This window comes from Roseivirga sp. UBA838, assembly GCF_002296035.1.
In the GTDB taxonomy this organism is placed as follows: domain Bacteria; phylum Bacteroidota; class Bacteroidia; order Cytophagales; family Cyclobacteriaceae; genus Roseivirga; species Roseivirga thermotolerans.
Genome location: NZ_DBHC01000023.1, coordinates 21,433 through 33,999, shown reverse-complemented (window position 1 = coordinate 33,999; position 12,567 = coordinate 21,433). Strand labels below are relative to the sequence as shown.

At 42.2% G+C, this 12,567-nt stretch carries 9 protein-coding genes; 2 read left to right on the top strand and 7 right to left on the bottom strand.

From position 1 onward, the window contains the following. Together B3O12_RS09020 and B3O12_RS09015 are read right to left on the bottom strand one after the other, a co-directional pair. Positions 1-330: hypothetical protein (locus B3O12_RS09020; RefSeq protein WP_286756046.1), on the bottom strand; the 330-nt coding region annotated here is incomplete at its 3' end. A 236-nt stretch (positions 331-566) separates the two neighbouring features. After that, complete coding sequence (locus B3O12_RS09015; RefSeq protein WP_286756045.1) at positions 567-1,037, bottom strand: hypothetical protein; 471 nt, start codon at positions 1,035-1,037, stop codon at positions 567-569. Positions 1,038-1,208: 171 nt separating this feature from the next. Here B3O12_RS09015 and B3O12_RS09010 point away from each other — a divergent pair, with 171 nt between their 5' ends. Both B3O12_RS09010 and B3O12_RS09005 read left to right on the top strand, forming a co-directional pair. Further along, complete coding sequence (locus B3O12_RS09010) at positions 1,209-3,071, top strand: PAS domain S-box protein (protein ID WP_286756044.1); 1,863 nt, start codon at positions 1,209-1,211, stop codon at positions 3,069-3,071. After that, positions 3,068-3,484 carry a response regulator gene (locus tag B3O12_RS09005; protein ID WP_286756043.1) on the top strand — a complete coding sequence of 139 codons (417 nt, stop codon included), beginning with the start codon at positions 3,068-3,070 and terminating at the stop codon, positions 3,482-3,484. The genes B3O12_RS09010 and B3O12_RS09005 overlap by 4 nt, the downstream gene beginning before the upstream one ends. A 92-nt stretch (positions 3,485-3,576) precedes the next feature. On the opposite strand, the gene B3O12_RS09000 is transcribed toward B3O12_RS09005, so the two are convergent. The 5 genes from B3O12_RS09000 to B3O12_RS08980 form a co-directional block, all read right to left on the bottom strand. Next, positions 3,577-4,161, bottom strand: coding sequence for a hypothetical protein (locus B3O12_RS09000; protein ID WP_189630717.1), 585 nt, complete (start codon positions 4,159-4,161; stop codon positions 3,577-3,579). Continuing rightward, entirely contained in the window at positions 4,158-4,913 is a 756-nt protein-coding gene (locus B3O12_RS08995) for a sensor histidine kinase (RefSeq protein WP_286756042.1), read from the bottom strand. The genes B3O12_RS09000 and B3O12_RS08995 overlap by 4 nt, the downstream gene beginning before the upstream one ends. A gap of 12 nt (positions 4,914-4,925) precedes the next feature. Next, on the bottom strand, positions 4,926-5,387 hold the full coding sequence (locus tag B3O12_RS08990; protein WP_286756041.1) for a hypothetical protein: 462 nt from the start codon (positions 5,385-5,387) through the stop codon (positions 4,926-4,928). A gap of 201 nt (positions 5,388-5,588) precedes the next feature. Further along, positions 5,589-6,248 carry a response regulator gene (locus B3O12_RS08985; RefSeq protein WP_189630714.1) on the bottom strand — a complete coding sequence of 220 codons (660 nt, stop codon included), beginning with the start codon at positions 6,246-6,248 and terminating at the stop codon, positions 5,589-5,591. Continuing rightward, a complete protein-coding gene (locus tag B3O12_RS08980; protein ID WP_286756040.1) occupies positions 6,241-12,351 on the bottom strand; it encodes a PAS domain S-box protein in 6,111 nt (2,036 codons plus the stop codon). The genes B3O12_RS08985 and B3O12_RS08980 overlap by 8 nt, the downstream gene beginning before the upstream one ends. Positions 12,352-12,567: the final 216 nt, after the last annotated feature.

The following is a 12,567-nucleotide window of genomic DNA, read 5'->3' as shown; positions in this document are numbered from 1 at the left end:
ATCACTAAGCAATGCATACCGCTCAATCAGTGGCTTGCAATCGCTCAGAAAGGCGTAGCCCACGCGCTTTATCCCCCAACCTAAAATCTGCCGATTATGGACTTTCATCATATATTCATCGCACCGGCCACAGGTATAAAAGTGTTGCTTAGCAACTTCTATATTGCCTTCCACGCTATATTGATATAAGGCTTCCAGCTCATTTAAATAGAAAAACTCTGCTCTAACATGGTTTTGCAACAAGTGCTCATTTAAAGACTGTTTTATTAAGCCTTGTTCTTTCTCCTGATACTCTTGATGTACTTCAACAAGTCGTTTACGATAATCCATTTCCATACGCCTAAACTAGGAAGTACTCATTTACCTTTGTACTTATCAGGCATAAATACACCTACCGCCTGGGAAATTATCGAGTTTTTAACCCCCATATCCATTGAATAATTATATCTATGGGGGAGTGTTTCTCTATATTAAAACGATAGTTAAAGCACTTACTGAAGAAGTACTATGGAGCTTTGCCGTAAAAGCTTACTATGCTAAAACATACTTGATTCAGCAGCTATAATTTACTTTCTAAAGATTTTATAGCCTATACCCATTTGAAAGAAGGGAAAACCATCGGAGTGGGCATAACCAAGTTCAGCGGCCACCTTGGTGGAGACATCATAGGTCATTTGAATGGAGGGTAAAACAGAAATAAAATATTGGTTGTGTACTCCTGTTCTAAGCCCCACACCTACATCGAATCGCGAGCCATCGAACACTGAATAGTTAAACTGCAAACCGGAAAACGTATTCGCCTCTCGCTCGGCACTCCCTATAGCTGTAAGATATACATAGCCCATGGAAAAGCGCTGTCCCAAATTAAGCGATACGGAGGGGCCGGTATTCCAACCATTTACAGATCTGGTGGTTATATTCTTGAGTGAAACTGAAAACCGATCTTTCTGAGGTCTGTTTTGCCGGTAAAAGCTCTGGGCTTGTGCCCCAAAGCTCAACATGAGCAGGCTTGCTAGAACAATGAATTTGGCTTTCATGGCTGATGTGGTTCAATTCTTACCTCTAAATTCGCCAAATGCCTACCCCATTTTCTACGCAATGCCCGATGCTTAACATTTAGGTGTTTTACGCAAGAGGTTAGCCCCTTGAAATGACCTTAAAATTAAATATTAAGCTTAATTTTGCAGATTAGTCTTTCTTAAATCTTTATGCCTAAATCCATCTTCAAGCTTTACGAAGAACTCTTCTCCAAATCTGTTTTTGCCATTGCAGTGACATCCTACGAGGGCGTACCTGTATTTGTAAATTCCAAGTTCTGCCAAATGATGGGTTATTCGGCAGAAGAACTGACAAGCATGACCTTTTCGGAGTTTACACACCCGGACGATGTGAATAAAAACCTGGAGGTTTTTGAGAAGCTAAAAGCCGGTGAAATAGAAAGCTACAGACTGGAGAAAAGATACATTCGCAAAACAGGAGAAGTTATTTGGGCAGAGCTAACCGTAGAGCTACTGGAAAACCGGGTAGATTCGGGCTACATAAGAACTTACATACTCGACATTACCGAAAAAAAGAAGAAAGAGGAAGCCATGGCCAAGCAGGAGCTGGTTTTCCACGAGGTATTTCACAATATGTTTCAGCTTATGGGGCTAATGGAGCTTGACGGTACACTTATAGAAGCAAACCAAAGTGCTCTGGACTTTGTGGGCTACAAAAGAGATGAAATTGTAGGCAAGAAATTCTATGATGCACCCTGGTGGGCCTGGAATGACGAAATACGCTCACAAATCATTGACGCTATTGACAGAGCTTCTCAAGGCGAATTTGTTCGTTTTTATACAGATATTTTGGGCAACAAGGGTGTTGAAACCATCGATTTTTCCTTGCGCCCCATAAAGCAGGGCGGTAAGGTTGTGCTGCTTATTCCGGAGGGGCGCCCAATTCCTCAGGAAAAGGAAATCGAAAAAGAGTTATTGGCCAAAAACCTGCTGCTTGAAAAGACAGAAAAACTCTCGAAAACAGGCGGCTGGATTTTGCAAATCAAAGACCTGGATTTAAAGCTCTCAAACAACGCTTACGAACTTCTGGGTTTACCAAGAAACAAAAAACCAACCCTAAAGGATGTTCAGGAACGAGTTCATCCGGAAGACCTCGATCATTTTAACATGATTGTTCAGAAGGCTTTGGAAGACAAGCAGTCTTGCCAGCACCAGTATAGAGTGAAAACAGAAACAGGCTGGAGACACATAAAGAGCTATGGAGAACCTCGCTTCAATAAGAAAGGAAAGGCCATATCGCTCAATGGAGCCATTATGGACATTACTGCGGAAATGGAGTCTGAGCAGAAACTGCAAAAAATCAATGATGAGCTTAACAACAAAGTGCAGGAATTGCGTCAGTTTGCCTACGTAACCGCCCACGATCTTCAAGAACCACTACGCACTATTATCAGCTTTATTCAGTTGCTCAAGGCTACACTCAAAGATGCCAATATTCATGACGATACCGAACTGTATACCGAATACATAGAAAAAAGTGCCAACCGACTGAAAAACCTTATCAAAGACCTCCTGCATTTTAGTCAGTTAGAAAATCAAAAACTCACGTTCGAAAGGGTGAACCTTCAAAAGGTATTTCATCAGGTGAAGGCCGATTTGCACAACCTCATAAAAACCACCAATGCGTCTGTAGAATGTTCGGAGCTACCTCAAATAATTGCCAACGAAACGCGCATCAACGTACTTTTCCAAAATCTAATTAACAATGCCATAAAGTTTAGAAGGCAAGGTATTAGGCCCCAAATAAGAGTAGAATACACCCAGAATAATGACTTTCACTACCTGTCTTTTTCTGATAACGGAATTGGAATTGACAAAGAATATCACCAATATGTATTTGAGATCTTCAAGCGCCTGAGTAGTAGGGAAGAATATGAAGGCACCGGAATAGGCCTTGCCATGTGCAAGAAAATTGCAGATCAGCACAACGGAGTTATTGATGTGGAGTCGGTAGTGAATGAGGGAACGACCTTCCGGGTGGCTATTTCAAAAAAACTAACATTAAGCTATTGAAAACGCTGTTAATAGAAGATAATCCTGCCGATGTAGAATTGCTGAAAATTGCTTTCGAACAAACGCAGATCAATACGGATATCATTGTAAAAACAGATGGACAAGAAGCAATAGATTACTTATTTGAGTTAGCCGAAAACCAGCCGGAAAGTGAGTTTCCGAGCCTTATTTTTCTCGATCTCAACCTCCCCAAAAAGAGCGGAAAAGAGGTACTCAGACTGGTAAAAAAAGACGAAAAGTTAAGAGGAGTACCCATTATAGTAATGTCTACCTCCGACTTTAGAGAAGATGTGGAGCTCTGTTACAAGCTCTATGCAAACTCTTATCTGGTAAAGCCCAGCGATTTTAGCATGTTTATGGAAATGGTGGGTTCTATTAAAGAGTTTTGGTACAACAAGTCGGTACTTCCTTAGACTTGCTCTTTTAAAGACAAAAAAAGAGGTGCCATTTTCTGCTCGGCACCTCCAATTGAACAACACCCAAAAGCCAAATTGGTATTGTATCTTTAAACTCTTTCGTTAATGTAAATCCGTATGTCATGTGGGGCCGTTTCATTGCCTCCAAAGTATGGAAACAACAGGTAGTAAACGCCCAACTTATCTTTCACTTTTCGTTCCATAGTAACCGTATGGTCTCCATTTACTGCCAACTCATACGATTCATCGGTTAGGTTAATCTGAAACAATGCGTTGGCTCCTATCTGCAGATCTGTTATATATTCAAAATTCATCTGACCATTTTGATAGGCATACGCAAATATTTCAACCTGATCTTTCTGGGCACTGTATCGCCAACCAAACCGTATGCTGTTGTCATGGTGCATACTATTAGCATCGGCAAACCCAAACAGCTTGTTAATATCTTCCTGGTTTTTGTTGCCCAGGTTATAACGGGCCGATTCGTCAAATCTTGCCGTAAAACGCAAGGTTGAAGACTTTAAGGTTCTGAGCTTATCGCCAACAAACCCTGCGACCACCTTACTATCGTGTCGGCCTTCTTCTATAAGGTACACCTGCTCCGGATTTTCATAAAGCTCGGAGCAATCTTGTACCAGCAGGCCCAAAAGCAGTGCAAACACTAGCTTTTTCATGAAACTACTTTTAGGCTTGTGTTAGCACGAGTCATGGTTACATGAAACACGGCATGTCCATCTTCATGAATCGAAGCTGTGAGTTGTGCCTGGCTATTGGCCAGCAAACGCTTCACTAAGCCCAATCTCAAAGGCAAACCTTCGATGAGGTATTCTTCAGAGAGCTTTGAAAAAGGCTCAAATATGTTTTCCAGGTCTTGCTCGGCAATTTTGAGTCCGGGCACCTCAAAAGTAAGCTCTACCTCATGCTCATTGGGGTTAATACCCAGCTTAGGCATTTCGCTTCCCTTAAATTCCAGAGCCAGACTCACCAGTCTTTTCAGACCTTTCATGAAAGACTCATTGTCTATGCGCACCTCAACATGCTGCTGAATGCCCACAAAATCGAATTTCTTAAACGGATAGTAGTTTTCGAACGAAATAGTAAGCTCTTTGAAAATATCGTCTGAACCATAGGAGGTAATATCTACTTTAGGCTCCGCATTGCTGAGCTCCATTAAAAGCAAGGTATCTTCTACCAGTCCAGCCGCTTTTTTAGACTCATTAACAATTCGGTTAATGTATTTTGAAAACAGCTTGAGCAGGTCTTCGCTTTTGTGCTCCATGATTTCTTCCATCATCTGAGCCGTCATTTCTATAGCATTGAGCGGAGACTTAAACTCGGCCGACATGTTGGTAAGCACCTTAGAGGTATTGTTACCAAATTCTATTTGCTTAGTTTCTTCTGATTGATTTTTTTGTACAGCGTTCATGACTCCCTCCTTTTAGTAAATGTTCCAGATTAATTTTACACTCATTGCGCGTTCATTGCTCTTGCCGTATTCGAACCCGAGCTTGGTGTTCCAGGCCAGGTTTACCCTGCCCTCAACTCCGAAGTAAGGTTTCTCGAACTGGGCATCGAGCGCGGCCATTCTAAAGGTGGGGCCCACCTGAAAACAGTCGTTTACCGGCAACATAATGGCCGTGTAAAGTCCTGCCCATCGGGTGTCCATGTAAGAACCTTCTTTAGACTTGTAATCTCTGGTGTGGAAATAGCTGAAGTTGAATACCTCTTTGAAGTTCACTCCGAGTGAAAATCCGTAAAGAGGATTGTCGCCATAAGTGGCAACTGTGGGGGCTACTTGAAAACTGAAGTCTTTTTTCCTCTGGTGCTTATAATAGTACGTTTGGGAAAATGCAGTGCTACAACCGAGTAGCAAGACTGCAATACACATTAACTTTTTCATGGCTTTTGGATTTCAATTGTGTTATTCTTTCAACACTAAGGTCACCATCTGCCATGGCTAATATGTGAGTGAAACAAGGCTTGTAAAAAACCAGAAAAACACCACTATGGGGTGGTGTTTTCTGTAATGGATTGTTGTAAAAATTTCACTTAGTAGGGCTTTGTAAGATCACCTACAAAATCTAGGCAATTCCCTTAGAACCTAAATATCCGAGAAAAGACGCTTTTCCACTGCCCAAATGGCCAATCCGGCCATATTCTTATGCCCAGTCTTTTCCAATAGATTTCGTTTATGGGCTTCTACTGTTCTTATGGAAATAAAAAGCTCATCGGCAATTTCCTGATTGGAGTATTCTTTTACTATAAGATGCAAGACCTCTTTTTCTCTTCGGGTAAGGGGCACATCTACCACTACTTTTTGCGATGATGTTTTTTCTCCTCGCAGATAGTCCATAATGGTATTGGTTACCTGCGGACTATAGTAGCTCTTGCCTTCGTGAACATCGAGAATGGCCTGAATAATTTCCGATTGGTTGGCGGTTTTCAGTACATATCCATTCACTCCATAGTTAAGCATTTTCTTAATGTGCTGAGTTTCACTCAACATAGTGAGAGCTATAATCTTGAACTGATAAGTCATTTCTTTGAGCCGCTTCACCAACTGAATACCATCCACCTGTGGCATTACAATATCGGTTAGCAGAATATCGAAGTCAGGATTTTCCTTGATTCTCTGGAGCGCTTCTTCTCCATGATTGGCATGGTTTACCACCTCAAACCTATCGTCTTCAGAAATGTAGGCTTCCAGTGCATCTCTGATCATTTTATGATCATCTACCAAGAAAAGTCTAATCTTACTCATAATACAGTATGTCTTTAGTGAATGGAAATTCTATCATAATGGTTGTACCGTGTCCTACATGGGAATCTATATAAATTTCGGCCCCAAAGGATGATACTCTATTTTTCATATTGGCTAGCCCAAAACCACCTTTACTTTGACTCAACTTACTGGCATCGAACCCTTTACCATCATCTTCAATAGTCAATTGCACTACATCGCCCAGCTTCATGTATTGTATGGTTACATACCTGGCCTCTGAGTGCTTGAGTATGTTATTGGTGGCTTCTTGTACTATCTTATACAAGCTGGTATCTATAGGTACTTTAAGCCTGATACCTTCCATGTTGGTCAGAAACTCAAACTCAACCTGGCTGGATTGGTTCAAATCGCTGATGGTATCTTTTACTACCGAAACAAAGCCAAAATCTTCTATGGCCTTTGGCATCAGACTGTGAGCAATAGCCCGCGAATCGTTGAGCGACTTTTTCAGGTAGTTGTACCCTATATCAAACTTGTTCTTCACTTTATCGCTCAACTTGGCCTTTTCCATACGCACAAACTCCAAATTTAGAGAGGCAATGGTAAGGGTTTGCTGAAGGCTATCGTGAATTTCTTTAGAAATTCTTGATCGTTCTTGGTCCGAAGCTTCCATTACGGCATTGAGAATTCGCTCTTCCGAACGAACCCTATCCGTAATATCGTGAATAAAGCCTTCCAAAACATATTCGCTGCCTTCTTTATACACCAATTTGCCGGTGTTACTCACCCAAATTATCTTTCCGTCTTTGGTCATCATGCGGAAAGTATATGAATACTCATTTTCTTCTTTGAGCACGTTTTTGAGAAATTGAATGCTGCTCTCAAAATCTTCTTTATAAATGACCTGCTTTAAGAACTTCTCATGACCAATTTCTTCAATCTCATTTACCGAGTAGCCCAGCAGCTTATGTAGATATTCGGAGATAAACTCTATTTGGCTTGAAGGAAATTTGAGGCGATAAACGATGCCCGGCAATGAAGAAACTATGTTTTGAAACTGCTGGGACTGTTCCTGAATAAGCAATAGCGCCTTTTTAATGGCCGTAACATCTTGCGCAATACCAATGTGTCTTTTAGGTTCTCTATTGGCATCGTACTCTACCCGGCTCTTGGCAAAGAGATATCGTACTTCGCCCGACTTGAGTACAATGCGGTATTCACATTCGTATTTGCCCGTCTTGAGCGACTCTGCAAACTTAGCCACCTGCATTTCGCGGTCATCCGGGTGGGTATATTCCAGCCATTCCTGCAAAGGCACTCCGTCTTTTCTTTTAAGGCCGTACAGTTCGAACATGACATCCGACCACCAGGTTTCTTCAAACTGCATGTCGTATCGCCAGGTACCAATTCGGCCTACATTTTGCGACTCCTCAAAGGTTTCGAGTGTGTTGAGGTATTCTATTTCCAGTTCTTTCTTTTTAACCAGCGAATGTAGCAAGTTGGCATAGTTGGTGAGCAGTTCAATGTCTCTGGTACTGTACTCAGCTACTTTGTTACCAACACCTAAAATAGCCACCACTTTGTTGCCATCTATTATAGGTATCTCAAGGTCGCGATTTAGTTGAGGGTGACCTTCCGGTATTCCCTTATCGCTAATTTGTTCTTCTTGACTATGAATTACAGGCTTGCGTTTGTCTATACAGTCTTTCCAAATACCCGCTTCTTCTATCTCATAATCGGGGATTCTCTTCTTTGTGTTGGAAGCAGAAACACCCTCCTGACTCCACTGCACAAACTTAATTTTACCCTCGTCTTCATCTACAAAATGATAGAATCCACAGTTAGAGTCGAGTAGTTCTACTGCATATTCCACTCCACGCTGAATGAGTTCTTCAAGGCTTTTCTGGTAGGCTTCGTACAGTTTTACGGTAAAGCTCAAAAATTCATTGAACTTGTGCTGCTCAGTTACATCGCTAAAGGTAGACTCAAACAAATACGGAGCACCATTCTTAAAAACTGTTTGCACGTTAAAATTGAGCCAGCGTTTCTCACCGCTCTCGGTGTTGAAAAGCACCTCAATATTATGCCGGGTTTTGTTTAGGTCGGAGACCTCAAAAAGATTGCTGGAATGGGGTATAAAATTATTAATGTTTTTACCGAGCAATTGCTTTTGCGATGGTCTACCCAAAATACGGGCACCCTCCGGGTTTAGCTCAAGAATTTCTCCGTTGGTATCGACAAGAATATAGCCCTCCTGAATGTTTTCGAAGATACTTCGATACTTGTTTTCCGACTCCTCCAGAGCTTTCACTGCCTGATACTCCTGGGTAATATCGCGTAAGAAGGCCATTACATACTCTCCATCTTTCAGCTCAATTTTGTTGAGATGAATATTGGCAATTATGGTATTGCCCTGGCCGTCTTTGTAATACCAAATAAAGTTCTCATCCTTCCTTACCTCTAGTTGGCCCACATGATATTTGGTGGCTTCTTCAGAGGTTCTCCCTCCCGGCTGGTGCGAAGGAGACAGTTCCCACATGGCTTTATTGTTGAGCTCAGAAATGGGCATATTGAATATTTGACTCATTCGCTTATTGCAGTCTACAAAGCGATAGTCCTTGAGCAGTGCTATACCTATTGTGGCGTTTTCCAACAATACCCGGAATCTTTGCTCGCTTTCGGCCACCAAGCGAACGGCTCGTTTATGTTTTAAAATAAGCCCCAGGTTTTCGGAAATGGCATCCATAAGAGAAACCTCCTCAGGCAAAAAGTTAATTTCTTCTCCTTCTGAATTTCTTTTGGCAATGGCCACGGCTACCTCTCCTACTACTACACCATCCATTCGCAACGGAGAGCTATACCTGTTTTTGTAGGTGAATTTTCCGCTGTTGAATTTATTATCGTCAAAGATAATTTGTGCCTGCGTACACTCCGGATACTGAAAAGCTGGTGGAATAAGCTGAACGGCTTGGCGCAACAAGTCTTCTTTGGAAGACAGCCCCGACTCGGCCAGATGAGAAATACCATAGAGGCACTTAGCCTCCTTTACGCGCTCCTTCAAATCGAACACCAGTTTCTCATTCTGCCGTTTGGCCTCCATTTCTGCATTCACGTTGGTAGATACACCAATCCATGAGATAATGTTCTGATTCTCATCTAATATTGGATTGGCCTTAACACTCAACCACTTGTACTTGCCAGAAGCGTCTTTGTGGCGTTCCAGGTTAAAATAGGAAGACTTGTTGGCCAGTGCTTCTTCCCATTTAAGGCGGGCCTGCTCCCGATCGTCTTTATGAAGCCCGTTTCTTCTTCCCTGATGGTAGTACTTTATGTTATCTCCATAGAAGTGTCGGCCGGCTTCATTAATGTAATTCGTTTTTCCTTGCGAATCGGCTGTCCATAGAATGTGTGGTAAAAATTCAGACTGCATTCTGAACTTGCTCTCACTCTCCTGCAGGGCAAGTTCATTCAACTTCTGCTCTGTTACATTTCTCACCAACATGGTTACTCCGTTGAACATGCCTTTTTGGTCGTGCAGAGCGGAAAGTTTGGCATCGAACCATTTGGTTTTTGCTCCAAACTGTATGCTATAGGTAATGGATTCGGTTTGTGAAGACTCCTTTATTCTTACAAAGGCTTCTTTTACCAGCTGACTCACATCATCGGGCATAAAGTCTGCTATTTTTTTGCCAATCATTTTGGCTGGTACGGCCAGCAAATCACCAGGGTCTCCACCAGGAAAAACCTCTTTGTAGCGAAGGTTTCTGTCTATTATAATGACTATATCATCGAACGAGTCGAGAATGGACAATAGCTTTTCTTTCACTTCGTGGAGCTCATTCTCGGCAATTTTTCGCTCGGTAATGTCGTGATACACCCCCAAAACAGAATCAGGGTTACCTTCTGGGTCGTAAGTAGTTTCCCAGGAATCTTCAAAATAGCGCACCTCTCCGTTCGGCAGTAAAGCCTTAAACTCTACATGAGTGTTTTTATGGCTTTTTCTCGATTGTTTAATGAGGTCCCTAAGGCGCTTTCGGTCGTCTGGGTGAACCAACTTAAAAAACACCTCTCTGGAGGGTTGAATCTTTTTGTCTAAATGGAATAACTCATAGGCCGAGTCAGACCAGGTGTAGTTATCGGTTTTATAGCTGTAAGTCCAGTGGCCAAAGTTGGCAATTTTTTGAGCAGCCTGAAGCTTGGCCTGCCGATCTTTAATTTCCAGCTGATGCCTTCTGCGCTCGGTAATATCCGTAAATATGGTACAGGTTTTAAGCTCGTTGGTAGCCTGATCTATAAGCGGAAATGAATCTATGAGGATCCAGACAATGGCTGACTTTCTAGGATTGAAAATCCCCACAATATCGCCCAATACCGGCCTTTTAGATTCGACCACCTTGGCCGAGGGCATGGCTGTCCAATCGAGCTGATTGTGGTCTTCATCGATAAAATACCAATCAGGATCTTTCGCTCCCTTGGTGTCGAGCACCTCGCGGTCTAAGCCTAAAATTTCAGCAGCCTTTTTATTGGAGTCTAGAATTTGCCCTTCCGAATCCTGGTATACAATACCCACAGTGGCATTGTCAAATATGGTTCTGAATTTGAGTTCGCTTTGCTCCAGGGCAATTTGTCGCTCTTTTTCCTCCGTAATGTCTTGAACTAAACCCAATACGCCTAGCAACCTACCCTTGGCGTTAAACTCGGGGTCGCCAGTCACTTTTACCCATCGTACTTGTTTATTCTTTTCTACCCTGTGTAAAAACTCAATGTGCTGACCATCGCACATTTTTTTGAAGTCGGTAATAAAGAGCTCTCTATCTTCTCCATATATAGCATCCAGAATAGTTTCCCGATCAATTTTCTGCTCTGCCGGAAAGCCCAGTATGGCTCGGCACTTAGGAGAAACGTAAGTAAATTCTTCCTGCTCTAAATCGAAATACCAGCTACCAATACGACCCAACTTCTGGGTTTTCTGAAGCTGTATTTTCTCAAATCTTATTTTTTCTTCTTGCTCTTTGAGGGCCGTAATATCAACATGCACGCCCAGCACTTTAATAGGGTTGCGCTGGCTATCGTACTCCATTATTTTACCCGTATCATAAATCCAGATGTAGTGCCCTTCTTTGTGCTGAATACGGTATACGGCCTCGTACTTATCTGTCTCTCCTTTTACATGCTGCTCTAGTTTGGCCAAAGATTCAGGAAAGTCTTCCGGGTGAATTCTGCTTCTTGAAAAGCCCAGCGATTTGTCTAACTCAGACACTTCGAAGCCAAGCATTTTGGCGTACTCAAAGTTGTAGAGCATTTCGTTGGTTTTCAGGTTCCACTCCCATGTACCCAGATTGGCGGCCTCAAGCGTGAAGTCGAGACGCTCTTCCATGGCCTTCAATTCTGTAATGTCTTCCTTAACTGCCAGAAAATTAACTATTCGGCCGTTTTCGTCTTTTATTGGGCTTATGATGGCCTTTTCGTAGAGTAGGGTACCATTTTTGCGTTTGTTTATGAAATTACCGGACCAGGTATCTCCTTCTATAATAGTATCCCAAAGTTGTTTAAATACCTCCTCGTCTTGACGACCCGACTTTAAAAGGCTTGGTTTTTTCCCTATTACCTCTCTTTTGGTGTAGCCGGTTACCTCCACAAACCTGTCGTTAACATATTCTATGTTTCCGTCAATATTGGTAATGAGGATAATATTGGCAGACTGTTCTACAGCTGCGGAAAGTTTTTCGAGCTTAGCGCTTTGTGTGGTTACCTTTCTTCTGAGTTCTATGCGTTCCAGAGAGAATATGAGGGACTTCTCGATCTGGGTAGGCGACATCTCGTGCTTTGAAAGGTAATCTTGCGCACCCAATTGTATGGCTTCTTTGGCCAAATCGAGGCTCTGATTACCACTTAAAACAATAAGGCATATGTCAGGAAAATTATTAACAATTCGCTCTACCCCTTCTAACCCTTTGATACCCGGCAAACCCAGGTCTAGAAACACCACATGAAAGGTTTCCTCTTCGAGCCACTCCATACCCACCCAAAAGTCAACCACATGTTCTATTCTAAACTCCTTGTCATGATCGAACATCGATACATATTCTTGTAAAAGAATGGCATCGGTATGATTATCTTCTATGTGGAGTATTTTGGTCATAGCAGGAATCTGTATTTTCCCTCGAAACGTTTAATCCTAAGCTCTAAAAACTCAACCCTTAGCTCAGATAGGTATAATTTAAGGGTTTAATGCCCGATAAAAAATAACTACCAGCGATATTTTCTCTATAAAATGCAATTGCTTACGTCAAATCGATTCCGAGGTTGAGTCTCATCGCTAACCGGCCATCTGAATTACCAGATCTGCCTAGTTATG